Source organism: Paraliobacillus zengyii (genome assembly GCF_003268595.1).
Classification (GTDB): Bacteria; Bacillota; Bacilli; order Bacillales; family Amphibacillaceae; genus Paraliobacillus_A; species Paraliobacillus_A zengyii.
In genome coordinates this window covers 2,742,598-2,767,519 of sequence record NZ_CP029797.1, presented here as the reverse complement: position 1 = coordinate 2,767,519, position 24,922 = coordinate 2,742,598, and the positions used below count along the sequence as shown (strand labels likewise).

The following is a 24,922-nucleotide window of genomic DNA, read 5'->3' as shown; positions in this document are numbered from 1 at the left end:
AAATGACAGAGAGGGAGCATATTATGCGCAAAAATGTAATCGCAGGTAACTGGAAAATGAATAAAGTAGCAGCTGAAGCAGAGAAATTTGTTGCTGATACGAAAGACAAAGTACCAAGTACAGATAAAGTTGAATCAGTTGTATGTGCACCTTTTCCTTATCTACAATCACTAGTTAAGCAAAGTGAAGGAACAGATTTGAAAATCGCTGCACAGAACATGCATTATGAAGAAAATGGTGCGTTCACAGGTGAAGTTAGCCCATCTATGCTTAAAGATATCGGCGTAACTTATGTTGTATTAGGCCACTCTGAACGTCGTGAACTTTTTGCAGAGACGGATGAAACTGTTAATCAAAAAGCGCATGCTGCTTTCAAACACGGTTTAACACCTATTGTTTGTGTAGGGGAAACGCTGGAACACCGTGAAAGTAACCAAACAATGGATGTCGTTTCTGATCAAGTGAAAAAAGGTTTAGCTGGACTTTCAGATGATCAAGTGAAATCGACAATTCTTGCTTATGAGCCAATTTGGGCTATTGGAACTGGTAAAACAGCTTCTTCTGAGCAAGCAAATGAAGTATGTACACACATTCGCAAGGTTGTAGCAGAAACATTCTCAACTGATGCAGCAGAAGCTGTTCGTATTCAGTATGGTGGTAGTGTTAAACCAGCAAATGTTGATGAGTTATTAGCACAATCTGATATTGATGGCGCATTAGTTGGAGGAGCTAGTTTAGAAGCGGATTCCTTCTTGCAATTAGTGGAGGCTGGTGCAAAATGAGTCAAGATAAATTAGCAGCTCTCATTATTCTTGACGGATATGGACTCCGTGATGAAGAAAAAGGGAATGCAGTAAAACAAGCAAAAACACCTAACTTTGATCGTTTTTACAATAAGTACCCACACAGTCAATTAATTGCTAGTGGAGAAGAAGTAGGTCTCCCTGCTGGTCAAATGGGTAACTCGGAAGTCGGGCACTTAAATATTGGTGCCGGTCGTGTTGTATATCAAAGTTTAACGCGGGTTAACTTATCGATTCGTGAAGGTGACTTCTTTGAAAACAAAGTGCTCGTAAAAGTAGTTGAACGTGCGAAAGCTGCAGACAAACCATTACATGTATTTGGTTTATTGTCGGATGGCGGAGTACACAGTCATATTGAACACTTATATGCGGTACTTGAACTTGCAGCTAAAAAAGGCGTTAAGAAAGTATTCGTACATGGATTCTTAGATGGACGTGATGTCGGTCAAAAATCCGCAAAACAATACATTCAAGCAGCTGAAGATAAAATGGCTGAAGTTGGTGTAGGTGAATTCGCGACTATTTCTGGTCGCTACTATTCAATGGATCGCGACAAGCGTTGGGACCGTGTGAAAAAATCATATGATGCAATGGTTTATGGCGATGGTCCTACGTATTCAAATGCATTAGAAGTTGTTGAAGATTCTTATGCAAATGAGATCTATGACGAGTTCGTTTTACCGTCAGTTATAACAGATGAGAATGGTAATGCTAAAGGAAAAATACAAGATGATGATTCTATTATCTTTTATAACTTCCGTCCAGACCGTGCAATTCAAATTTCTCGTACTTTTGCGAATGAAGACTTCCGAGATTTTGATCGTGGAGAGAAAGCACCAAAGAATGTACACTTTGTATGTTTAACAAACTTTAGTGAAACAGTTGATGGTTTTGTTGCATATGAACCTGTTAATTTAGATAATACTGTTGGTGAAGTTTTATCTCAAAATAACTTAAATCAATTACGTATTGCTGAAACAGAGAAATTTCCACACGTTACATTCTTTATGAGTGGTGGGCGTGAAAAAGAATTTCCTGGTGAAAAACGTATTCTTATTGATTCACCGAAAGTTGCTACATATGACCTTCAGCCAGAAATGAGTGCATATGAGGTAACGGATGCATTACTTAAAGAACTTGATGAAGGTAATCAAAATGCCATCATTTTAAACTTTGCAAATCCAGATATGGTTGGTCACTCAGGTATGCTAGAGCCAACAATTAAGGCGATTGAAACCGTTGATGAGTGTCTTGGTAAAATAGTTGATAAAATCATAGAAAAAGGTGGTCAAGCGATTATTACAGCTGACCATGGTAACTCAGATGAAGTTGTTTCAATGGACGGAACACCAATGACAGCTCACACTACTAATCCAGTACCTGTAATTGTTACGAAAGATGGTGTGGAGTTACGTGATGGTGGTATCCTTGGTGACTTGTCACCGACATTGTTAGATTTACTTCAGGTTGAAAAACCAAAAGAAATGACAGGTACTTCATTAATTAAAAAATAAAACGCTATAAGAAAAAGGAGAAAAAATTATGCCATTTATTACAGATGTTTATGCACGCGAAGTTTTAGATTCACGCGGTAACCCAACAGTTGAGGTAGAAATTTATACAGAATCAGGAGCATTTGGTTCTGCATTAGTACCAAGTGGTGCTTCTACTGGAGAACACGAAGCAGTAGAATTACGTGACGGAGACAAAGACCGTTATTTAGGTAAAGGTGTTTTAAAAGCAGTACAAAATGTAAATGAAGTACTTGCACCAGAACTACTTGGTTTAGATGTTACACGTCAAGTTGTGATTGATTCATTATTACTTGAACTTGATGGTACAGAAAACAAAGGTAAATTAGGAGCAAACGCTATTCTAGGTGTATCAATGGCTGTTGCACACGCTGCTGCTGACCACTTAGGTGTACCGCTTTACACTTACTTAGGTGGATTCAATGCGAAAACACTTCCTACACCAATGATGAACATTTTAAACGGTGGAGAACACGCTGATAATAACGTTGATATTCAAGAATTTATGATCATGCCAGTAGGAGCTCCAACTTTCCGTGAAGCACTACGTATGGGCGCAGAAATTTTCCATAACTTGAAGAAAGTATTAACTTCTAAAGGTTACAACACAAGTGTTGGTGATGAAGGTGGATTCGCTCCTAACCTTAAATCAAATGAAGAAGCACTTTCTACAATCATTGAAGCTATTGAAGCTGCTGGTTACAAGCCAGGAGAAGAAGTACAACTTGCAATGGACGTAGCATCTTCTGAGTTTTATGAAGATGGTAAGTATAACCTCAAAGGTGAAGGTGTTGTTCGTACTTCTAAAGAAATGGCTGACTGGTACGAAGAAATGGTTAACAAATACCCAATCATCTCTATTGAAGATGGTCTAGATGAAAACGACTGGGAAGGTCACAAAATGCTTCAAGAACGTATTGGTGACCGCGTTCAATTAGTAGGTGATGACTTATTTGTTACAAATACAGTTCGCCTTGCTAGAGGAATTGAAGAGGGAGTAGGAAACTCTATTCTTGTAAAAGTGAACCAAATTGGAACACTTACTGAAACGTTTGAAGCAATTGAAATGGCTAAACGTGCTGGTTATACAGCAGTTATCTCACACCGTTCTGGTGAAACAGAAGATGCTACTATTGCTGACATCGCTGTTGCAACAAACGCTGGTCAAATTAAAACTGGTGCACCGTCTCGTACAGACCGTGTAGCTAAATATAACCAACTTCTTCGCATTGAAGATGAATTAGTTGGAACAGCAATTTATGCTGGTAAAAAAGCTTTCTATAACCTTAACAACAACAAATAAGGAATAGTAAAGTGAAAACAAAAAGCTTGCCTTTCATTAGGCAAGCTTTTTGTTTGAATAAAAGTTAGATGACAATGTCCAAAAATTTAATTTAATAAAAAACTTTGGCAGCGTGAAACAGGCATTTAAGTCTTGGCATAATCGGAAGTCTCGCAATCAAAGTTGAGATAAAGTACGACTTAGTTACTTCCCCGCTACTCAAAAGAAATGGACTCGCTTTCCTGTGGGCACGACTTCAGCTAACTTGATAAAGAAGAACACTTTACCAAGTGGATCTTCAGCCCGTGCTGTTCCGACGGGAGTCTCACCCATTTCGCTTGATCCGCTGGTTTGTAATTACAAACGATGAATTAAACTGGATAGAAATAATAATTTACATGCTAGTTTTTAGCTAACAAATTTGATTAAGATCCGCTCATTTCTATGTACAGATTTTACTCTTTGTTAGTGATAGGAGATGGAAATTAGCATGTCAAGTAAAATTAATGACATCCTCGAAAATCAAATAACATTTTGATAACATTATCTTCGTATAATAGTGAGGTTATTTTCGTAATAGTTGTTGATTACAAGAAGCTTAGCCCTGGACGTTTCGTGCATTGTGTCGCTGTTGAGGCATTCCATGTCCTGCAGTCTACCTATATTTCTATCGCTAGTACAGATGCCTTCTTTTATGAACTAAAATTATAACTATGAAAGAAGGACAAGCTCTTTATCGTTACTATGTATTGCAAAGATGTTTATTTATATGAGAAAATAGCCTGTGGAAATGGAGTCATTTTCATATATTACGCTAACTTGCATTAAACGTACTGTATAATGCTCGAGTATAAAAATCAATTACATTTTAACTACAGACAAGCTCATCAATTGTTTATATACTACATTAAAGTTTTTCTTCAAACTAGCGCAGGAAGCAAATAGCTGAGGTTCGTGCCCACGGAAAGCGAAACTATTTTGCTGACGTAGCGAGTAAGACCAGAATGTTACGTCACAGTTGATGATAATTCCGACTTAAGCTAAGCGATGATATTGCGCAGTCTATGTTTATTTACTAATAAACAACCTATTTAAATATTGCCAAGCTATATAATGAACACACTCCAAACTGATAACAGTCAACGATTAGCTTTAATTTTTGGTGAGAAAGTTGAGTAAATAAAAAGCAATCTCCTTTTGGAGATTGCTTTTTTACTTTATTGATTTGTTTTTTCACGAATAAATGCTTCAACTTCATCTGCAGTACCCATGCTAAGTAATTCATCTTTGAAAGTAGCGAGCTCTTTCTTGGACAATCCTTTTATTTGTGTACGTGCTGCAAGAATTGAAGTTGCACTCATACTATACTCATCTAATCCAAGACCTAAGAGAATTGGAATTGCAATTGAGTCGCCAGCCATTTCCCCACACATTCCAGCCCATTTGCCTTCTGCATGTGCTGCTTCAATAACATTGTTAACAAGGTTTAAGATAGCAGGGTGGTATGGTTGGTATAGATAAGAGACATGTTCATTCATACGATCGGCAGCCATTGTGTATTGAATCAAATCATTTGTTCCAATACTGAAGAAATCAACTTCTTTAGCGAATTGACGAGCAATTACAGCAGTTGAAGGGATTTCGACCATAATACCGACTTCGATCTTATCGGAAACATTGACACCTTCGTTTAATAAGTTTGTTTTCTCTTCTTCTAATAGTGCTTTAGCTTGTCTAAACTCATCTAAAGTTGCAATCATAGGAAACATAATTTTTAGGTTCCCATATGTACTAGCACGTAGAAGTGCACGTAATTGTACACGGAAAATATCATCACGCTCTAAGCATAAACGAATAGCGCGGAATCCTAGAAATGGATTCATTTCCTTAGGTAAATCTAAGTAGCTAAGCTCTTTATCTCCACCTATATCTAGTGTACGAACTACAACTGGTTTATCACCCATTTGTTCTAAAACAGATGAATAGGCTTCAAACTGTTCATCTTCGGTTGGAAGCTGGGATTTACCCATATAAAGAAACTCCGTACGATATAGACCAACGCCTTCTCCACCATTATTAATAATACCAGCAACGTCTTCTGGTGTACCAATGTTTGCGACAAGTTCAACATGTTCTCCATCAGAAGAAACAGTTGGTTCATCTTTTAATTGCGCCCAGATTTCTTTTTGCTTTTCGAAATCTGCGTGTTTTTGTTCATACTTTGCTATTTCTTCCTTAGTTGGGTTGATAATAACCTCACCGTCAATCCCATCCACAATTGCAATTTCATCTTCAATTGCATCTGTTGTTATTGTTTTTGTTCCAACAACAGCAGGAATTTCTAATGAACGAGCCATAATTGCTGAGTGAGATGTACGTCCACCGATATTAGTGGTAAACCCTTTAACAAACTTCTTGTTTAGTTGTGCTGTATCAGATGGAGTAAGATCCTCTGCAACAACAATAACTTCTTTATCAATTAATGCTGGATCTGGAAATGATACATTTAGTAGGTGAGCCATTACACGTTTTGTTACGTCTTGAATGTCGGCAGCACGTTCCCGCATGTATTCGTTTTCCATCGCTTTAAACATGTCAATAAACATAGTAGCTGTTTCGTCTAAAGCAAATTCAGCATTAACCTGATCTGTTTTGATTTTATCTTTAATCGGATTAATCATTTCTGGGTCACTTAGTACGAGTAAGTGTGCAGAGAAAATCTCAGCATGTTCATCGCCAAGTGTTTTGCGAGCATTTTCTTTTATTTTCTCTAATTCTGTTTTGGAAATCTCAAGTGCTTTACTTAAGCGTTCCACTTCAGCTTCCACATCGTCAACTTTCTTTTTTTCAAAAGAAAGATCCGGAGCAGCCAATTTATAAACTTTAGCAATAGCAATTCCGTTTGATGCTGCGATCCCTTTGATATTACTCATTAATAATTACTCCCCTAGTCCTTCTTTTTTGATCACTTCAAAAATTGCATCTACTGCTTCTTGCTCATCAGAACCTTCCGCAACAATTTTAATTTCAGCGTCTTTTGGAATTCCTAATGACATAACGCCCATAATAGATTTTAAGTTTACTGACTTACCGTTATATTCTACTGTAACGTCTGAAGCGAAACTTCCTGCTTTATTTACAAGCACTGTTGCTGGACGTGCGTGTACACCTGTTGAATCTGTAATTTTAACTGTTTTTTCTGCTGACATGAGAAAAACCTCCTGAATTATTTATAAATTTTTATAGGTATGTTACATTACAATTTTACTCTGTTTTTAGTTGTGATTTCAAGGGTTTCTTCAAAAACGTCGCATAATTGTAAGATTCCTAAAAAAGAGGGAATTAAATATTCCAATCTTTCTATGTTATACCTACACTACAATACCATTATATGAGGGTGAAGTCCAATAACATTGCTTAACCATCTTGTTGATTAAGCTCTTTTTATTTCTACTTTATCTAATAGAGCCTCTACATCACTTTTTGTACATAAATCTGCGCTAAATGCAGTTGCACTTCCTGTAGCTACTGCATATCGAAATGTATCTTCAGCAGACTTTTCTGTGGTATATGCAGCTAGAAAGCCGGATACCATAGAATCCCCTGCACCGACTGTGTTTTTAACGGTTCCTTTAGGTGCCTTTGCAATAAAGCTTCCTTGTTCTGAGATATAAACTGCTCCATCTCCGCCCATGGAAACAATAACATTTTGAGCTCCTTGTTCGTGTAGTTTTTTGCCATATGTTACGGCATCTTCTATTGTCTCTATGTTGACATCAAATAATTCACCAAGTTCTTGTTGATTTGGTTTAACTAATAATAGTTTCGTTCCAAGTAGTTCTTTTAATCCTTGGCTAGATGTATCAGCAACCATTTGTACGCCATTAGTTTCACAAATTGCAGCTGCTTTTACGTAGAAATTAGAAGGAACTGTATTTGGGATACTACCAGCTGCAACTAAAATATCTCCTGCTTTTAAATTTCTGATTTGCGTATATAGTTCCTCTAACTGATCAGTGGAAATCGAAGGACCTGGACCATTAATTTCTGTTTCCTTATTAGACTTCATCTTCATATTAATTCTAGTAGTTCCTTGTACAGGTATGAAGTCTGTTTGCACAGTTTCTGCTTGCAACTTATTCTTAATGAAATCACCAGTAAAGTCACCAAGAAATCCAAGTGCTGTATTATTGATAGCGAGCCTTTTTAAAACACGTGAAACATTAATCCCTTTACCACCAGGGTAGTATGAAGTTTGTTCGCCACGGTTTAATTCACCAAATTGAAATTCTGAGACATGAATAATGTAGTCAATTGATGGATTTAATGTACATGTGTATATCATTCTTCTGTCACAACCTTTACGTTAGTTTTCTTTTCAAACAAATCAAGTGAAGCTTCTGTTGGTTTGTTTATGATAATTGTCGCTGCTTGTAGGTCATCAATTTTAGCAAAAGAAATCTGGTTTAGTTTTGAAGCATCTGCTACCACGAAACCATTCTGGGCTATTTTTAAAGCAGTTTTTTTTATTATTGCTTCTTCTGGATCTGGTGTTGTATAAGCATAATCACTATGGATTCCATTCACACCAAGGAAACATTTATCTAATCTATATTGCAGAAGACTTGCTTGTGCACCTTGCCCTATTAGTGCTCTTGTTGTATTTTTCACAAAACCGCCAAGTAAATACGTTTTAATATTAAGTTGACTGAGCAATTCTACATGGGTTAAGCCGTTTGTAACGACCGTTATATTCCGATCTACTAAGAATGGTATCATCTCATATGTTGTCGTTCCGGCATCTAGATAGATACAATCATTTTCCTCTATTAACGCTGATGCATAATAAGCAATCCTTTTCTTACTATCTATATGTTGTCTCGATTTCTCGGGATAACTCAATTCTTGGCTTTTTGATTGCTTTAACGTAGCGCCACCATGTATTCGAACAAGTAAATGTTGCTTTTCTAATTCACTTAGATCTCGTCTTATAGTTGATTCAGATGCCCCTGTTAAAGCTACTAATTCTTGAATGGTAACTAATTGTTGTTTTTGAATAACTTCACTGATTAATTTGTGTCTTTTCGGTGTTAACATTTTTAATCCCACCTAATTGTAAGGGCTTTATCTTTATAATAAAACAACCTACCTTTATTTTCAATCAAAAACTGCCAAAATAAATCATTATCAAGCATATTTGTGCTTTTTACCTATTTTCTAAGAGCCATTTGTGTATGTCTTCCATTACCTCTTGACGATTTATCTCATGAAGTAACTCATGTCTAGCATCTTGATAAAATTTAAAATCTATCTTATTAATGCCTTTGCTTTGGTACTGTTTAATTGTTTTGTTAACACCTTTGGTAAACTTACCAACAGGATCATTGGTTCCGCTAATAAAGAAAAACGGGAGATCTTTTGCAATAGTAGCTATTTTCTTTTGATCTTGGATGACTTCAATCCCATTAAAGAGATCATAGAAAAAGGAAGCACTAGGTATAAAACCAGTATCTGGGTCGTCAAGATAAGCCTTTACATTTCGCTGATCTCGACTAAGCCAATCGAATGCAGTTTCTCGTTGTTTAAAGTAACGTGCGTACTTTCCAAATACTACTTTATTTAAAAAGTTAGAAGGTTCATTCCATCCATGGGAGGTTATTTGTGATTTTGCAATCATTTTCCCTATTTTAGTAATGAGTTTTGGTTCAGAACCAGTTCCTGAAAGTATCACGCCTGCAAGTTGATTCGATTCTTTTAATAAATAATTGCGAACTAAAAAAGATCCCATACTATGTCCAAATAAAAATATTGGTAGAGTAGGGTGTCTCATTTTAATCATTTCAGTCAAGGTTAGTAAGTCATTTGTTGCTTTGTCAAATCCGTTTGCTTGGTCAAAATAACCAGTTCCGTATTTTTTTCCCGTTTGACCATGTCCACGATGATCATTTCCATAAACTAATATGCCGCGTTCTACTAAAAAATTTGCGAATTCATCATAACGATCGATGTGTTCTGCCATGCCATGTGCGATTTGCATGATTGCTTTAGGCTCAATAGAAGGGTTTTCCCATTGTTGATAGTAGATAGAATAGTTATCATTTGTAGTGATCCAATTTGTTCGTTTCATTAGAAATTTACCTCGCTTTATTTACAACTTTTACACTAGTATATAGTAAATTGGAATAGAGTGGCAGAACAAACCATGCTTTCTAGTAAAAATTAACTTGCGAAGTAGTTCCTATTTATGCTACATTTAGTTTATGTATTAGTGTGTCTTAGGAGGTGTACGCAACCATGCAAGGAGTTGCGATTACGTTATTAATTATTGTTGCCATAGCACTTATCGTTTTAGTATTACTTCAGTCAGGAAAAAGTGCTGGATTATCAGGAGCAATTTCTGGTGGTGCAGAGCAATTATTCGGTAAACAAAAAGCGCGTGGTATTGATGCTGTCTTGCATCGTGCTACTGTTGTAGCGGCTGTTTTATTATTTGTATTAACATTTGCAGTTGCTTACATTCTATAAGCGAAACAATGGTTAACCCCCTTACTAATTAGATAGTGAGGGGGTTTTGATTTAATCTACAAATACTATTATAAGCAGTATCTGTGAAAGTTATGTTTCTTTTTGGTAAGATTAACCCATCATACATAATAGATACAAATTAATTTGAAAGGGAGAAGAATAATGCAGATAAAAAAACCTCAGCCTTTTACGTTTGAAGAAGGAGAACGCGCGGTATTACTATTACATGGCTTCACAGGTCATACTGCAGATGTTCGTATGCTAGGAAGATTTTTACAAAAGAAAGGCTATACAACACACGCTCCTATATATCGAGGACATGGAAAAGCCCCTGAGGATCTCATTGGTGTAAGTGCTAAAGAGTGGTGGGAAGATGTTCAAATAGCCTTTCGCGAACTGAAAGATATGGGCTATCAAAAAATTGCAGTAGCAGGATTATCATTGGGTGGTGTGCTTGGTTTAAAGCTAGCATATTCAGAAGCAATTAGAGGTATTATCCCAATGTGTACACCGATGTTTTTTGATAACGAAACACAGTTGACAAAAGGCTTTCAAATTTTTTCAAAACAATATAAGGAAGTAGAAGGTAAAGATCAGGAAACAATAAAACAAGAAGTGAAAGAACTTGTCGATGAATCGCCAGAATTATTTAATCAATTAGGTGATTTAATAACAGATGTGAAAAATAATATAGATACAATTTACACACCGACATTTGTAGTGCAAGCTAAAGATGATCAAATGATCAATACTGATAGTGCAAACTTTATTTATAACAATGTGGAATCTGACCAAAAAGATATTAAATGGTATGAAGATGCAGGACATGCTATCACATTAGGAAAGAAAAAAGAGGAAGTTCATGAAGATATTTATCAATTTTTAGAATCATTGGATTGGTCTTAAACCATAATAAGCATAGACCGTTTCAATAGAAAGAGGGTGAAAGAATGAATCAAGAAAAAATGCAAGAATCAATCATGCACTATTTTCAAGAAAAAGCAACGAAACCTTTAACTGTAAAAGAGATCGAAGAAGTATTGGAGCTTCAAGATGTTGATCAATTTAAAGTGTTAGTAAAAATGCTAAATCATCTAGAAGAAAAGGGTGAATTAGTTAAAACTAGAAAAAATCGTTATGGATTACCTGAAAAAATGAATTTAATTAAAGGGCGCATTCAAATGCATGCGAAGGGTTTTGCCTTTCTAATCCCAGAAGAAGAAGGACAAGATGATGTTTATATTAACCATGCAGACCTACAATCTGCGATGAATAATGATATCGTACTTGTGCGAATTGATAGTAGAGATGAGTTTGGAAAACGACCTGAAGGTGTTGTTATTCGAATAGTTGAACGTGCTACAACACGTGTAATCGGGACATATGATGATAACGGGAACTTTGGTTTTGTCATTGCAGACGATAAGCGAATTCCGAATGATATCTTTATCCCGAAAAGTGCATCAGGCGGTGCAGTTAGTGGCCATAAAGTAATTGTGAATATTACTAAGTTTCCAGAAGAGCGAATGAGTGCTGAAGGTGAAGTAATTGAAATATTAGGACACAAGAATGATCCAGGTATGGACATTATTTCAATCATCTACAAGCATGGCATTACAGTTGATTTTCCAGATGAGGTATTGGAACATGCAAGTCAGATACCAGATGAAATAGATGAATCAGAAATAAAAAATAGACGTGATCTACGTGACGAGATGATTGTTACAATTGATGGTGCAGATGCAAAAGACTTAGATGATGCTGTAACGGTTAAGAAATTAGATAACGGTAACTTTAAGTTAGGGGTTTATATTGCGGACGTTTCTTACTATGTGGAAGAAAATTCACCAATTGATCAAGAGGCATTTGAACGAGCAACAAGTGTTTATTTAGTTGATCGCGTTATCCCGATGATACCCCATCGTTTATCTAATGGAATTTGTTCCCTGAACCCACAAGTAGATCGACTTACCCTTGGCTGTGAAATGGAAATTAATAATCAAGGTGAAGTAGTCAAACATGACATTTTCCAAAGTGTTATACGGACAAATGAAAGAATGACTTACTCCGATGTTAATAAGATTTTAACAGATAAGGATGAAGATGTTCGTGAGCGTTACCGGGAGCTTGTTCCGATGTTTGAAGATATGGAAAAATTAGCTGAGACTTTACGCGGAAAACGTTTTGGTCGTGGAGCGATCGATTTTGATTTTAAAGAAGCACAAGTAATTGTCGATACTGAAGGTAAGGCTATTGATGTAGCAATTCGTGAACGTTCTGTTGCCGAACGACTAATTGAAGAATTCATGTTAGCAGCGAATGAAACAATTGCTGAACACTTTCACTGGATGGACGTACCATTTATTCATCGTATTCACGAAGATCCAGATGAATCTAAATTACAAAAATTCTTTGAGTTTGTAGGTACATTAGGTTATGCAGTCAAAGGTACTGCTAATGAAATTCACCCTCAAGCATTGCAAAAGGTTCTGAAAAGAGTAGAGGGCGAACAAGAGGAAATGATTATTTCTAAATTAATGTTGCGGTCCATGAAACAAGCGAAATATGATCCGCAAAGTATTGGTCATTTTGGCTTAGCAACTGAATTCTACACGCACTTCACGTCGCCAATTAGACGTTATCCAGATTTAATTGTACATCGTTTAATTCGAACATATTTAGTTAACAAACAATTGGATTCTAAAACGCAACATCATTGGAAAGATAGGATGCCTGAGATTGCTAAACATGCATCAGAGAAGGAACGTGCATCTGTTGATGCAGAGCGTGAGACAGATGATTTAAAGAAAGCAGAATTTATGCAAGATAAAATCGGTGAAGAATTCGATGGTGTGATAAGTTCCGTTACAAACTTTGGATTATTTGTTGAATTAGAAAACACGGTAGAAGGCCTTGTTCACGTAAGTTATCTAACGGATGACTACTACCATTTTGATGAACGAGCATATGCCATGATTGGGGAAAGAACAGGCACTATCTTCCGTATAGGTGACGAAATTACCATTAAAGTAGCAGCTGTTAATTTAGATGAACGTGCTGTAGACTTTGAGGTTGTTGGTATGAAGCCAAGAAAATTGCGCGTATCTAGTGGGACTGGGAGTCAATCTAATCGAAATGATCGCAGAAAAAAAGATAAATCAAATGGCAATGGAAAGAGCAAAGGAAACGATAAAGGTAAAATAAAACCACCAAAAGCTTCAAAAAAGAAAAAAGGTAAAAAGAAATAATGATAAGAGGCTGTTGAAAATGTCAACAGCCTCTTATCATGTGAAGATTCATTAGTTACTATTTGTTCGATTTATCCAATTGCCGTAAAGAGCCCAACCGTCTTCTACATCAAATGCTTCTAAATTTGGAATGGAGTTAAATCCTTCTTGTGAAAAATCTAACCAAGGTCGTAGGGTCTTGGATTCTTTCTCTACATAATGATAAACCGTTTCCCAAAAACCTGGTTGTTCAAAAGCGTCATCCCAAAAATATTTTACATGTGCAAACCATTCGTGTTTTTGATCATTTCGTATAATCATAAAGCGATCTTTCGTCTGGTTTTGATAAAAGGTTGATTCTGCTAGGTGCTTATCCGTTATAAGTGCTTCAGTATATGGAAAAAGATAATAACATTCATATGGGAAAACAAGTGGTTGACTATCTGCAAAAGAACTCAATAAAGCGCGTTTTTCTTCTGGATTTACGACTTTTAACCATCTATCGCCTTTCACACCATTAAGAAGTTTAGCTTCTCGAACTGGCAAAGCGTGTAACGTTGTGATCTGTTCTAACTCTAATTTAGCTAATACGCGCTTCGCAGCATGGTTATGTATATTTGTATTGGCTCCAATCCATTTGATACTTGGATCGTTCTTTAAGTCTTCTATAATAAAAGTTAAAATTTTCGTTGCATATCCTTTTGCCATATAACGAATATCACTACGTAACCGACCGAGCATTGCATAGCCACCAGGAAATAACGAATACCCAGCTATAGTAATCAATGTCTCATTTTCAAAAACACCGTAAACAGCATGTGTTTGGTTTTCAATAAGATCGGGGAAAATATGAACTACATAATCATCTTCTATATTTGTTTGTAGATTTTGAACGCTCGTTTGGTCATGAAGTGTTAATTTTCGAATGTGTGTTGCTTGTTCTATCATGTTTTTTGACTCCTTTCATTTTATTATCTTTTTACATAATCGCACAAAAAAACGAACCTTGTCCATTGATAAGCGTTGTCATGGTTTCATTTACCTGTTAAAATATATGTCACGTAGTTAGAGGAGGAAAACCGCCATGCCAAAAGGGACTAGCGGCAAGGTTATTGCCCAAAACAAAAAAGCAAATCATGATTTTTTAATTGAAGAAACGTTTGAAGCTGGATTAGTACTAAAAGGGACTGAAATCAAGTCTATTCGTGCAGGTCGAGTAAATATGAAAGATAGCTTTGCTAGAATAGAACGTGGAGAAGCATTATTGTATAATATGCATATCTCTACTTATGAACAAGGAAATATTCATAATCACGAGCCAACACGAACAAGAAAACTATTGTTGCACCGGAAACAAATAGATAAGTTATTTGGGGAATCACAACAAGCAGGTTATGCGATTGTGCCATTAAAAATGTATATTAAAAATGGTGTAGCGAAAGTATTGATTGGTCTAGGTAAAGGTAAGCGTAAATTTGATAAACGTGAAGACCTTAAACAGAAACAAGCAAAACGTGATATGGATCGCGCATTGAAAGATAATTTTAATTAGGTGTTAGAAGTTACCAAGGAGATATGCTTGTAATTTCGCAATTATTTGATATACTAGTAATTGTCTTAATTAAACAAACAAAATATGATATAGGCTTTTTCTAGCCATTTCGTTTTGTTCCTCTTACATGGGGACGTTACGGATTCGACAGGGGTAGATTGAGCTCAGGTTGCGTGTCGAGGTTACGGCTCGTAAAACGTTACAAGCCAATATAACTGGCAAAGAAAACAATTACTCTTTAGCAGCTGCGTAAGTAGCACTAAAGGATCCTTCCTACCATCTCCCGTGTGGTAGATCGAAGGGTCTCAAATGAAGCGGGATACGCTGATGTCCACTATCTGAGGACGGTCAGAAGAGACTAATCAGATTAGCTTCTAGGAAGCCTGTTGATAGGCTGAATAGCGAGCGAAATATAATTTATCAACTATGCACGTAGATGCCTGAGTGCCAATATCTCTGGACGTGGGTTCGATTAGTAATTAGTCGCCTTATGTGGTAACACATGAGTGAAAATTCGGCTTTATCGGTGAAACCTAAGTCACATATAACGTGTGATACGGCAATACCGAGCGGTATGTGGAGTAATCCAACAGCCGTGTATCGACTTATAGACTGCCAAGTGATTGGTAGTACTAGGATGCGAAATTCTACCTAAAAGGTAAAAACTACATTTCGCATAATACGCCGAAGAACCTCTGGATTACTACAAGGTTCAAGATATAGTCAGTGCCATGACGAAAGCATGGAATAGCACGTCCCACCGTCTCCACCAATACATAATTGGTGGTTTTTATTTTACCCTTTTTAAATAAAAATCATTAAATAAGAAAAAAATCTGTTTCAAATAATTGTTTCTGTGAAAGTTGTTCCTGATTATACTTGCCATTTCTAGGAGTTACATTAGTGTAATTATCTAAAATAAACTTTGCTCTATTCTTTTTCTTTTCAATACGTAAGAATGGATAAATCTTCTCTAAGAAATAAAATACTTCATGTTTTCGTTTAATATATAGCGTGTATGAATCCTTATGCTTATTGGGATTATAGTTCTTTTTGTTATTTATTACACCACCAGCAATACTTTTGATGTATTCAAGTAGTTCCTTGTCTGTAGATGCTACACTTATGCAAGGCCTCCTATTTTCCTTCTCATGCATTCTCGTTAATGTAATTGAACCCTCTCCATCAATTATTCCAGCAAGATACGCAGCTTCACAATTATTCAAAGTTATACACCAACTTTCTTAAGATACCATTTCTAGGAGTTAAATTAATTTTTCTTATATTCCATTTCCAAATGGCCAAATAATTCGATTTTCGCATTAACTGTATAAAAAGCTCGATCTAATTCTTTTTGTTTCTCGATTATTTTAAGTTTGTGACTTTCTAGAATTTGTTTTTGTTGAGAAATTGTCTCATCTCTTTCATACCTAAACGAAGGAGGATCGGGTGTAAACACATATCGTTGGGTCAATAAAGATGGTGAAGACTCCTACTAATGGTAAGCTTCCAAAGCATGGTGGTTCACCAATTGGTAGCACAGGTGCATCTGATGCTGTAAAAGAAGCAGAAGAAAAGGGACATGATGCAGAGCCATATTAAGCACAAGTAGGTAATAGAATATCTTTTTTTCATTAATTAAATCAAATTAATAAGAAAACGCAGTGCGGTTAGTATACCGCACTGCGTTTTGTGCTACACGCATTCGAACTATTTCATGCGTTAGCTTGAAACCTTATTTCTTGCTTCATTAGATCTTCCTAGTCCAGAATTTTTTCATTAAAAACGCAGAAATTCATAATCATTTTCCATACTTTTAAAACAAATAATTCCAAAAAAGTTATTGACATTGATAATCATTATCGATTAGTATGGTATTAATTACATAATGACTATGGAGATAGTAGATTAAGTCAACAGGAATTCCAAAGTCTTTGATAAAGGAGGAAAATTATTATAGTAAATATTTTTTGCGAAATGAAAAAGGTACAATAATAATTTATTAAATGAGTTATCTTAACTCATTATTTTTTTACTTATTCATTGATAATGATTATCGTTATCAAAAATTAAAAAGGAGTTGACTTTAAATTGAAGAAAATATTCACAATGGGAATTGTATTGTTCGCTTTCTTATTTTTGCTTTTACCAAATGCATTTGCTGCCACTTCACTAGAAGATGGTACCTATCAAATTAATTACTCTGTTTTACATGCGGACAATGATTCAGCGTCAATGGCAGATGGTTATTTTGCGAAACCAGCACAGTTAGAGATTAATGGTGGTGAGATTACAGTACAAATAGATCTAACCAGTAGCATGATTAAAGAATTACAGGTTGAATCAAAGGATGTAACGGAAGTAAGTTCTAGCGGTGAAATTAGAACAGTTAAATTCCCAGTTAGTACTATTTCTAATCCAATTATGTCAGAAATTCATGTAATAGCTAATGAGTCTTATGACCATTGGTACACAATTAGATTTTCTTTTGATGAGAGTTCTTTAGAGGTTATTCAATTAGCTGAATCAAATACAGAAGAGACTAATACAACTGAATCAACTGAATCGAATTCGACTGCTTCTACAGATGAGCAAGTTAGTAGTGAAACAAGTGATAGCGATGTAAGCAGTGAACAAGTCAGTAATCCTGAAACAGGTGAAACTATGTCAATAACGCTATTATCGTTGCTACTTATTTCGTCTATAGTATTTTTATTTTCCAAAAAAATCAAGTTTAATAGATAAGGGGAGAGCACTATTGAAGAAATCTTTTAAAATATTAATTGCTTTGTTTGTTGTAATATTCACAGTATTGCCTCAGGTTCAGCCAGCTGTGAGTGTTGTTGCTGCAGAACAAGAATTGTCTGATGGAGCGTATACGATAGATTACGATGTCTTTTATCAAGGAGCAGAAACAGTATTTGGTAAGTACTTCTCAACACCAGCTGAATTAACTGTTGAAAATGGGAAGAAGTACATTAGCTTTACTGCTTCTAGTAGTAATATAATTCTATCATTCGAAACAGAATTCGCGGGTCAATATAGTGAAGCTGAGGTTGTCAGTGAAGACACAGTTAATGAAACACGAGTTATAAAATTTGAAGTAGAGAATTTAACAGAAACAAATGTTAAATTAGTAATGTCTTATGGTATGACACATGACATTCAATTGAAATATGATCAAGCATCGATAACAGAAATAGAATTAGAAACATCTGAGACTCCAGAGGAAACAGAAACACCAGTAGAATCAGAGACTCCAGAGGAAACAGAAACACCAGTAGAATCAGAGACTCCAGAGGAAACAGAAACACCAGTAGAATCAGAGACTCCAGAGGAAACAGAAACACCGGTAGAATCGGAGACTCCAGGGGAAACAGAAACTCCCGTCGAAAATGAGGATATTGAAATTGAAGACGGAGACTATACGATTGATTATGATATTTTCTATCAAGGAGAAGAGGCACCACGGTATGCCAGTTACTTCTCAACTCCAGCAGAATTAACTGTTGAGGATGGCGATCAATACATTAGCTTTACAGTATCTAGCGGTGATGTAATTGTCTCATTGGAAACAGAGTTCGAAGGGGAGTTTAGTAAGGCGGAAGTTGTTAGTGAAGACACAGTAAATCATACACGTGTCGTGAAATTTGAAGTAGAGAATTTAACGGAAACAAACGTGAAGATTGTAATGTCCTATGGTATGTCACATGAAATTCAACTGGTCTATGATCAAGAATCAATAACAGAAGTCATTGAAACTCCGGTAGAAACAGAAACTCCAGAGGAAACAGAGACACCAATAGAATCAGAGACTCCAGAGGAAGAAGAAACACCAGCCCAGAATGATGGCGATGAAATAGAAGATGGAGACTATACGATTGATTATGATGTTTTCTATCAAGGTGAAGAAACAAGTTTTGGTAGTTATTTTTCAACTCCAGCAATATTAACTGTTGAAGATGGCAAGCAATACGTTAGTTTTACTACATCTAGAAGTGATGTAATCGTATCGTTTGAAACAGAATATGCAGGTGAATATACCAAAGCGGAAATTGTAAGCGAAGACTTAGAGAATCAAACACGTCAATTAAAATTCGAAGTGGAGGATTTGACAGAAACAAATGTGAAGTTGGTAATGTCCTATGGTATGACACATGAAATCCAACTAGTCTATGATCAAGAATCTATAACAGAAGTGGTTGAAACACCAGAGCAGGAAGAAAGTGTTACTGCTAAACCAGTCGTGAGTAATGGAATGGCTACAATTGAAGATGACGCAGTAGACAAAGTAAAACAAGATGGTGAATTAGTTGTTAATGTTGATCAGGAATTAACAATAGAATTATCTCTTTCTAGCGAACAAGTTCAACAGTTAAAAACGAAAAACGTTAAATTAATTATTGTTAACAAAGAAACTACTGTTTCTATTTTAGCTAGTGAATTACCAGACGGAGAATTTAAATTCAATGTGGATGTAATTGAAGATGTAGAAGGATCTGATCAAGCATTAAGTAAGATCTTTGATTTCAACATTAGTAATAAAGATACATTTGAACAACCTGTGACATTGCAGTTTAATGTTGACCCGAATTCTGTTGGTAATAAAGATATAGAAGTGCGTTATTACAATGAGAGCACGAAAGAGTGGGAATCGATTGGTGGTAATTATCAAGATGGAATAATAACTGCTGAAACAAACCACTTTAGTATTTATGGTGTTTTTGAAATAGTGGAAGAATCTCCAGAAACGCCAGAAGAAGATACCACAGAAGATCAGGAATTAGCTGATGGAGAATATGACCTTCCGTTAAGCGTCTTATCTGTTGATTCAGATTCAAGTTCAGCTTTTGAAAAGTACTTTACTGAGACAGCTATATTAAAAGTAGTCGATGGCAAGTACACGATTGTTATAACTCAAAATGATTATAATCTTTCGGCATTAGGTGCGATAACATTTGAAATCAATGGAGTGGAACACACATTGGTTGAACAGAGCAAGGATGATGAAACAAGAGTGTTAACACTTGATATCGATGAAATACAATCGAGCTATACAGCGACAATTGAAGCAATTGGAGCACCACATCTTTACCCTGTAAGGTTTGTTTTTGATCTATCTGAATTAGAAATAGATGTTGTGGATGAGGGAGAAACCGGTTCGAATGATGAGGAAAACCCAACATCTAATACTGATAACACAGATAATATAGTAGATAACGTTGAAAATTCAATAAATGAAGAAAGTAATGAAAATGGTCCTGAATTTGATCGCGATGCTGATACAGATAATGCTACTGAATCTGTTTCATCTGATAGTGAAACTGAGGAAAATAATGCGAAAACTGGAGATGCAGTACAAATTGGCATGTACCTATTATTTTTACTAGGCTCACTAAGTTATTTAGTTGTTAGGTACCGCAGTAATAAATTTAGACTAATTACTAAATAATTCATATTTTCATTTTAATAGGTATATAGAATAAGGAATAGTAAGTTGCAGATTAATGCAACTTACTATTCAAATCTATACAAGTATTTCCTAACGGAAGGAGAGTAGAATTTGAGAAACTTAAAAATTTGTTTCGGAATATTGTTGCTGTTACTAGTTAGTGCATGTTCAGTAAATTCGGCTGAAGACCAAAAAGATTCAACAACTGTTAATGCAGAATCTAATCAGGATGTGGAACAAGAAAGTACAAATCCAGAAGTTGAACAAGATGAGAATGTAAGAATTATAGCAACAACTTTTGCCATTACACAGATAATGGATAAGCTTGAACTTGATTTAATTGGTATCCCAACAACATCTTATTCTGTACCTGAACGTTATGAAGAGGTTACAGAGGTTGGAAATCCAATGTCACCTGATATGGAGCTTATTAGTTCTTTAAAACCAACAGATGTTTTATCTGTTACAACTTTAAAATACGACTTGGAACCACAGTTTGAACAAGCTGGAGTTGAAACTAGTTTTTTAAATCTACAAAGTGTCTCTGGTATGAACGAAGCGATTCTCTCATTAGGAACAAAATATAATCGATTAGATCAAGCAAATAAGTTAATTGGATCTATTGAAGATAAAATAAATGAAATTGAAACAAAAACAGAAAATGAAAATCCACCTAAAGTATTAATTTTGCTTGGTGTTCCTGGTAGTTATCTCGTTGCAACTGAGCACTCCTATGTTGGAGATTTAGTAAGTGTTGCTGGCGGAGAAAATGTTATCACAGGCCATAGTGAAGAATATTTATCAGCAAATATGGAGTATCTTCAACAGGGTAATCCAGATGTTATTTTACGTTTATCTCATGGAATGCCTGATGAAGTGGTTGAAATGTTTAATAAAGAATTTGATACGAATGATATTTGGAAACACTTTAATGCTGTTAAACAAGACCGCGTGTATGACTTGAAGGAACCAGTATTTGCTACCACAGCAAATATCCAAGTAATAGAGGCATTAGATGAACTCGTTACGATCTTATATGAATAAGTCATTTATAAATAAAGGAAGATTAGTATGAATAAAAAAGTAATAAGTTTTTCAGTGGTCAGTTTATTGATAATTATTATGTTTTGCTACTCAGCAATTTCTGGAAGTATTTCTATTTCATTTAATCAATTAATAGATGGCCTTATACATGGTGGTGTCGAAGAAGTAGAAGTAATAAAAGATTTACGTTTTCCAAGAATTTTTGTATCTATGTTTGCAGGAGCTGCTTTGTCTGTCTCTGGGGTTTTGCTTCAGTCAGTCATGAGAAATCCGCTAGCTGATGCTGGTGTAATAGGAATATCCTCAGGTGCGAGCTTCTTTACGTTATTTGGCATCCTTTTTCTACCTACATTGTATATTAGTAGTCCTCTATTTGCATTTATAGGTGGGGCCTTGGCATGTTTCTTGGTTTACTGGCTTTCATGGAAATCAGGCTTACACCCATTACGACTTATTCTCACTGGTATAGCAATCAGTGCTATGTTTACTGGATTTAGAGAAGCTATGTTGATGATTTGTAGTTATTTTAATATTTCGGTGGGCGCATCAAACACTTCAAATTTATTAATGAAAACATGGGATGATGTTCATATTATTATCGTTTATGGACTGATCGGATTAGTCCTAGCATTCTTTGCAAGTTCCTGGTGTAATTTACTTTCTCTGCAAGATAAGAAAGCAAAAAATCTAGGTTTAAACGTGACCGCTGCACGATTATTGATTTCAGCGGTTGCAGTACTATTAGCGGCAGTAGCCACTTCAGTTGCTGGGGTCATACTATTTGTTGGTCTCCTTATTCCAAGTATAGCCCGTCAACTTGTAGGAACCGATCATCGAATCTTAATTCCTTTTTCAGCAATAGCAGGTGCTTTACTGATTTTAACAGCTGATACAATAGGAAGAACGATTATTTCTCCATTAGAGATTCCGGCATCTACTTTAATGGCCGTAATTGGTGGACCGTTCTTAATCTACTTATTGAGAAAGAGTGAGCGAATAAATGGAATTTAAATCTATTTCTTTTTCATATAATCAAAAAAGCAACCAGTTAAATTCTATTTCAGGACTTATAGAAAAAGGTAAAGTTACAACCATCATTGGTCCAAATGGTTGTGGTAAATCAACATTATTATCAGTACTCTCAAAAGATAACAAACCTTTATCAGGTCAAATTGTAATAAATGATCAAGATATTAATAACTATAAACCAAAGGAGTTAGCAAGAACAATTGCAATGGTTTATCAACAAAATGACGCACCACAAGATTTGACTGTTGAACAATTAATTGCATTTGGAAGAGTACCATATAAAAATTTATTTCATCCGAAATTAAAGGAAGATCAAGAGGTCATAGATTGGGCTATTTCTTCCACACGTTTAGAAGAAAAGCGGCATAAAACATTGGATCAATTATCTGGTGGTGAAAGTCAACGCGTGTGGATTGCATTATCTTTAGCTCAAAAAACAGAATTTTTATTTTTAGATGAACCTACTACATTTTTGGACATCTATTACCAAATGGAAATACTTGAGTTAGTGCGCTCGTTAAACAAGAAATATGGATTAACAATTGTTATGGTACTTCATGATATTAATCAAGCAATTCGATACAGTGATTCACTTATTGTGATGAAGAATGGCGAAATTTACGCAAATGGTGCTCCAGATAAAATTGTGAACGATGTAATGATGAAAGAAATCTACGGTGTAGATGTTGCTGTATACAACAGCAAGTTAGCAGGGCTGTATCTTGTTCCTATCGGAATATAAGCATTAAATGAGGAAGATATCTATGAATCGAGAAAACATAATTAAAAATTTGCAAAGAATTCTAACGATAATAGCAATTGGCGTGTTTTTATATTCTGGTTATACACTCTCGATTATTCTTTATGGTTACTATGAGAATAGACAGGTGCTAGCCGAAGCACATGAAATCTATCATTCCGAAGTAACTCGTACAGAAACAATTGAGAGCACCGGTCAGATTCGCGACCAATTTGATTCTCTAAGAGAAATTAATTCAGATATCATTGGTTGGATAACTATTGAAGAAACACAGATAGATTACCCAATTCTTCAAGAAGAGAACAATGACTATTATTTGAATCGGAACTATAAAAAAGAAGAATCTCGAGCTGGAAGTATCTTTATGGATTATCGAAATGATATTAATTCAGAGACAAACAAAAATATTATCCTCTATGGCCACAGAATGAAAGATGGATCTATGTTTGGACAATTAAAAAAATATTTAAGTGAAGAATTTTTTGAAAGTGGCAATAAAGTGTATCTTGATACTTTATATGAAGGATTTAGTTTGGAAGTATTTTCAGTCTATCAAACAACGAGTGATTTTTACTACATACAAACAGACTTCAATGAGGAAAATGATTTTATGACATTTATTGAAGGATTAAGAGATAAGTCACTCTATCAATCCAATGTATCTATTTCAGATGAAGATACAATTGTTACGTTATCAACCTGTGATTATAGTTTGGATAATAACAACGGAAGGTTAGTTGTTCATGCTAAGTTAGTGCAAAGAGAGGCGAGTGAATGATGAATTTAAAATTAGTGAAATATGCTATAGGAGCAATTTTTTTACTCACTATAAGTGCCTGCGGTCAAACAAATAATGTTACAGAAGCTGTTAATAAAGAAGGTTCTGTTACAGTTACAGATTTTACGGATCGCTCAATAACCTTCTCTGAAACACCTGAAAAAATTGTCGCACTTGGAAATGGCGATATTGACATAATTTATGCATTAGATGGTGCAGTTATAGGAAGACCAAATGGAACGGATGGATCAGCTGAAGCTATTGATGCTGAAGAAGTAGGAACCACACATGAGATTAATTATGAGAAAATAGCTTTGCTAGCACCAGATGTCGTTCTTGCTAACAGCGGATTGAATGATAAAGATGTCCCAACAATTGAGGCAATTGGTACAAAAGTTATTTTAACCCATGCTAACTCAATTAAAGATATTAAGAATCAAATAACTTTATATGGCGATCTATTAGATCAGAAAGATAAGGCAGTTGAGCTCAATGCTAAGCTAGATAATGAGCTAGAAAGTCTTCAAGAAAGTGATAATAGTCCGAGAGTTCTGTTAGTTTATGGTGCTCCAGGTACCTACATGGCTGCACTCGATAATTCTTTAAGTGGTGACATTCTTAAAGCGGCAGGGGGAATGAATATTGCTTCTGAATACCCTGCTCTTAAAGAGTTTCCACAGTATGCACAAATAAATACAGAACATGTAGTAGACTCGGATCCTGATTTAGTTTTATTAATCACCCATGGAAACACGGAAGAAGTAAAAAAAGGATTTATAAAGGAAATGGAACAAAATGCAGCATGGAACAATATTTCTGCAGTGGAACAAGGAAATATTAATGTTTTACCTTCAGATTTGTTTGGTACAAATCCAGGAACAAGGGTAGTTGAAGCTGTTTCTTATATGGTTGATATATTGAATGATCTGGAGTGAATG

Annotated in this window: 23 protein-coding genes and 1 other RNA gene; 16 read left to right on the top strand and 8 right to left on the bottom strand. The window is 35.5% G+C overall.

What is annotated here, in order from left to right; translation table 11 throughout:
- The first annotated feature begins 23 nt into the window (after positions 1 to 23).
- From tpiA to eno, 3 genes are read left to right on the top strand one after another with little or no spacing between them, the layout of a single operon-like run.
- Complete coding sequence (gene tpiA, locus DM447_RS14055; RefSeq protein WP_112181816.1) at positions 24 to 782, top strand: triose-phosphate isomerase; 759 nt, start codon at positions 24 to 26, stop codon at positions 780 to 782.
- Positions 779 to 2,317, top strand: coding sequence for a 2,3-bisphosphoglycerate-independent phosphoglycerate mutase (gene gpmI, locus DM447_RS14050; RefSeq protein WP_112181815.1), 1,539 nt, complete (start codon positions 779 to 781; stop codon positions 2,315 to 2,317). Before tpiA ends, gpmI begins: the two co-directional genes overlap by 4 nt.
- A gap of 28 nt (positions 2,318 to 2,345) precedes the next feature.
- Entirely contained in the window at positions 2,346 to 3,638 is a 1,293-nt protein-coding gene (eno, locus tag DM447_RS14045; protein WP_112181814.1) for a phosphopyruvate hydratase, read from the top strand.
- Positions 3,639 to 4,834: 1,196 nt separating this feature from the next.
- Here eno and ptsP read toward each other — a convergent pair.
- The 5 genes from ptsP to DM447_RS14020 all read right to left on the bottom strand — a co-directional run bounded on the left by ptsP (position 4,835) and on the right by DM447_RS14020 (position 9,744).
- A complete protein-coding gene (gene ptsP, locus DM447_RS14040) occupies positions 4,835 to 6,550 on the bottom strand; it encodes a phosphoenolpyruvate--protein phosphotransferase (protein ID WP_112181813.1) in 1,716 nt (571 codons plus the stop codon).
- Positions 6,551 to 6,556: 6 nt separating this feature from the next.
- Entirely contained in the window at positions 6,557 to 6,826 is a 270-nt protein-coding gene (locus DM447_RS14035; RefSeq protein WP_112181812.1) for a phosphocarrier protein HPr, read from the bottom strand.
- Positions 6,827 to 7,050: 224 nt separating this feature from the next.
- The gene (gene pfkB, locus DM447_RS14030) at positions 7,051 to 7,962 is read right to left on the bottom strand and encodes a 1-phosphofructokinase (protein WP_112181811.1); all 912 of its coding nucleotides are present in this window, start codon (positions 7,960 to 7,962) and stop codon (positions 7,051 to 7,053) included.
- Positions 7,959 to 8,714 (bottom strand): DeoR/GlpR family DNA-binding transcription regulator, encoded by a 756-nt coding sequence (locus DM447_RS14025; RefSeq protein ID WP_112181810.1) that lies wholly within the window; start codon positions 8,712 to 8,714, stop codon positions 7,959 to 7,961. Before DM447_RS14025 ends, pfkB begins: the two co-directional genes overlap by 4 nt.
- A 109-nt stretch (positions 8,715 to 8,823) precedes the next feature.
- Positions 8,824 to 9,744, bottom strand: a complete 921-nt coding sequence (locus DM447_RS14020) for an alpha/beta hydrolase (RefSeq protein WP_112181809.1) — start codon at positions 9,742 to 9,744, stop codon at positions 8,824 to 8,826.
- Positions 9,745 to 9,911: 167 nt separating this feature from the next.
- Here DM447_RS14020 and secG point away from each other — a divergent pair, with 167 nt between their 5' ends.
- The 3 genes from secG to rnr all read left to right on the top strand — a co-directional run bounded on the left by secG (position 9,912) and on the right by rnr (position 13,390).
- Entirely contained in the window at positions 9,912 to 10,142 is a 231-nt protein-coding gene (gene secG / locus DM447_RS14015) for a preprotein translocase subunit SecG (protein ID WP_112181808.1), read from the top strand.
- Positions 10,143 to 10,304: 162 nt separating this feature from the next.
- Entirely contained in the window at positions 10,305 to 11,048 is a 744-nt protein-coding gene (locus DM447_RS14010; RefSeq protein ID WP_112181807.1) for an alpha/beta hydrolase, read from the top strand.
- A gap of 44 nt (positions 11,049 to 11,092) precedes the next feature.
- Positions 11,093 to 13,390, top strand: a complete 2,298-nt coding sequence (gene rnr / locus DM447_RS14005; RefSeq protein WP_112181806.1) for a ribonuclease R — start codon at positions 11,093 to 11,095, stop codon at positions 13,388 to 13,390.
- Positions 13,391 to 13,441: 51 nt separating this feature from the next.
- Here the strand turns inward: rnr and DM447_RS14000 are convergent, their stop codons facing one another.
- Entirely contained in the window at positions 13,442 to 14,317 is an 876-nt protein-coding gene (locus DM447_RS14000; RefSeq protein WP_112181805.1) for a GNAT family protein, read from the bottom strand.
- A 136-nt stretch (positions 14,318 to 14,453) separates the two neighbouring features.
- Between DM447_RS14000 and smpB the strand changes: the two genes are divergently transcribed.
- Entirely contained in the window at positions 14,454 to 14,921 is a 468-nt protein-coding gene (smpB, locus tag DM447_RS13995; protein ID WP_112181804.1) for an SsrA-binding protein SmpB, read from the top strand.
- A gap of 137 nt (positions 14,922 to 15,058) precedes the next feature.
- Positions 15,059 to 15,396, top strand: a transfer-messenger RNA (tmRNA) gene (gene ssrA, locus DM447_RS13990).
- A 343-nt stretch (positions 15,397 to 15,739) separates the two neighbouring features.
- On the opposite strand, the gene DM447_RS13985 is transcribed toward ssrA, so the two are convergent.
- Positions 15,740 to 16,147 carry an LAGLIDADG family homing endonuclease gene (locus DM447_RS13985; protein WP_112181803.1) on the bottom strand — a complete coding sequence of 136 codons (408 nt, stop codon included), beginning with the start codon at positions 16,145 to 16,147 and terminating at the stop codon, positions 15,740 to 15,742.
- 44 nt (positions 16,148 to 16,191) lie between these two features.
- Positions 16,192 to 16,395 (bottom strand): MerR family transcriptional regulator, encoded by a 204-nt coding sequence (locus DM447_RS13980; protein WP_112181802.1) that lies wholly within the window; start codon positions 16,393 to 16,395, stop codon positions 16,192 to 16,194.
- Positions 16,396 to 16,400: 5 nt separating this feature from the next.
- Here DM447_RS13980 and DM447_RS18710 point away from each other — a divergent pair, with 5 nt between their 5' ends.
- The 8 genes from DM447_RS18710 (at position 16,401) to DM447_RS13945 (ending at position 24,919) form a co-directional block, all read left to right on the top strand.
- On the top strand, positions 16,401 to 16,523 hold the full coding sequence (locus DM447_RS18710; RefSeq protein WP_269813820.1) for a hypothetical protein: 123 nt from the start codon (positions 16,401 to 16,403) through the stop codon (positions 16,521 to 16,523).
- A gap of 489 nt (positions 16,524 to 17,012) precedes the next feature.
- Positions 17,013 to 17,666 (top strand): heme uptake protein IsdC, encoded by a 654-nt coding sequence (gene isdC / locus DM447_RS13975; RefSeq protein WP_112181801.1) that lies wholly within the window; start codon positions 17,013 to 17,015, stop codon positions 17,664 to 17,666.
- Between the two features lie 13 nt (positions 17,667 to 17,679).
- Complete coding sequence (locus tag DM447_RS13970) at positions 17,680 to 20,373, top strand: NEAT domain-containing protein (protein WP_112181800.1); 2,694 nt, start codon at positions 17,680 to 17,682, stop codon at positions 20,371 to 20,373.
- 111 nt (positions 20,374 to 20,484) lie between these two features.
- Positions 20,485 to 21,417, top strand: coding sequence for a heme ABC transporter substrate-binding protein IsdE (isdE, locus tag DM447_RS13965; protein WP_232824119.1), 933 nt, complete (start codon positions 20,485 to 20,487; stop codon positions 21,415 to 21,417).
- A gap of 27 nt (positions 21,418 to 21,444) precedes the next feature.
- The gene (locus DM447_RS13960) at positions 21,445 to 22,428 is read left to right on the top strand and encodes a FecCD family ABC transporter permease (RefSeq protein WP_112181799.1); all 984 of its coding nucleotides are present in this window, start codon (positions 21,445 to 21,447) and stop codon (positions 22,426 to 22,428) included.
- Positions 22,418 to 23,188 (top strand): ABC transporter ATP-binding protein, encoded by a 771-nt coding sequence (locus DM447_RS13955; protein ID WP_112181798.1) that lies wholly within the window; start codon positions 22,418 to 22,420, stop codon positions 23,186 to 23,188. Before DM447_RS13960 ends, DM447_RS13955 begins: the two co-directional genes overlap by 11 nt.
- A gap of 22 nt (positions 23,189 to 23,210) precedes the next feature.
- The gene (gene srtB / locus DM447_RS13950; RefSeq protein ID WP_112181797.1) at positions 23,211 to 23,984 is read left to right on the top strand and encodes a class B sortase; all 774 of its coding nucleotides are present in this window, start codon (positions 23,211 to 23,213) and stop codon (positions 23,982 to 23,984) included.
- Positions 23,981 to 24,919: an ABC transporter substrate-binding protein gene (locus tag DM447_RS13945; RefSeq protein WP_232824118.1), complete on the top strand. Its 939-nt coding sequence runs from the start codon at positions 23,981 to 23,983 to the stop codon at positions 24,917 to 24,919. The genes srtB and DM447_RS13945 overlap by 4 nt, the downstream gene beginning before the upstream one ends.
- Positions 24,920 to 24,922: the final 3 nt, after the last annotated feature.

What these genes read in the sequence shown, in the direction of transcription:
- tpiA (WP_112181816.1), top strand. Translation starts at nt 24, where the DNA reads ATGCGCAAAAATGTAATCGCAGGTAACTGGAAAATGAATAAAGTAGCA.
- gpmI (WP_112181815.1), top strand. Translation starts at nt 779, where the DNA reads ATGAGTCAAGATAAATTAGCAGCTCTCATTATTCTTGACGGATATGGA.
- eno (WP_112181814.1), top strand. Translation starts at nt 2,346, where the DNA reads ATGCCATTTATTACAGATGTTTATGCACGCGAAGTTTTAGATTCACGC.
- ptsP (WP_112181813.1), bottom strand. Translation starts at nt 6,550, where the DNA reads ATGAGTAATATCAAAGGGATCGCAGCATCAAACGGAATTGCTATTGCT.
- DM447_RS14035 (WP_112181812.1), bottom strand. Translation starts at nt 6,826, where the DNA reads ATGTCAGCAGAAAAAACAGTTAAAATTACAGATTCAACAGGTGTACAC.
- pfkB (WP_112181811.1), bottom strand. Translation starts at nt 7,962, where the DNA reads ATGATATACACATGTACATTAAATCCATCAATTGACTACATTATTCAT.
- DM447_RS14025 (WP_112181810.1), bottom strand. Translation starts at nt 8,714, where the DNA reads ATGTTAACACCGAAAAGACACAAATTAATCAGTGAAGTTATTCAAAAA.
- DM447_RS14020 (WP_112181809.1), bottom strand. Translation starts at nt 9,744, where the DNA reads ATGAAACGAACAAATTGGATCACTACAAATGATAACTATTCTATCTAC.
- secG (WP_112181808.1), top strand. Translation starts at nt 9,912, where the DNA reads ATGCAAGGAGTTGCGATTACGTTATTAATTATTGTTGCCATAGCACTT.
- DM447_RS14010 (WP_112181807.1), top strand. Translation starts at nt 10,305, where the DNA reads ATGCAGATAAAAAAACCTCAGCCTTTTACGTTTGAAGAAGGAGAACGC.
- rnr (WP_112181806.1), top strand. Translation starts at nt 11,093, where the DNA reads ATGAATCAAGAAAAAATGCAAGAATCAATCATGCACTATTTTCAAGAA.
- DM447_RS14000 (WP_112181805.1), bottom strand. Translation starts at nt 14,317, where the DNA reads ATGATAGAACAAGCAACACACATTCGAAAATTAACACTTCATGACCAA.
- smpB (WP_112181804.1), top strand. Translation starts at nt 14,454, where the DNA reads ATGCCAAAAGGGACTAGCGGCAAGGTTATTGCCCAAAACAAAAAAGCA.
- DM447_RS18710 (WP_269813820.1), top strand. Translation starts at nt 16,401, where the DNA reads ATGGTGAAGACTCCTACTAATGGTAAGCTTCCAAAGCATGGTGGTTCA.
- DM447_RS13960 (WP_112181799.1), top strand. Translation starts at nt 21,445, where the DNA reads ATGAATAAAAAAGTAATAAGTTTTTCAGTGGTCAGTTTATTGATAATT.
- DM447_RS13955 (WP_112181798.1), top strand. Translation starts at nt 22,418, where the DNA reads ATGGAATTTAAATCTATTTCTTTTTCATATAATCAAAAAAGCAACCAG.
- srtB (WP_112181797.1), top strand. Translation starts at nt 23,211, where the DNA reads ATGAATCGAGAAAACATAATTAAAAATTTGCAAAGAATTCTAACGATA.
- DM447_RS13945 (WP_232824118.1), top strand. Translation starts at nt 23,981, where the DNA reads ATGATGAATTTAAAATTAGTGAAATATGCTATAGGAGCAATTTTTTTA.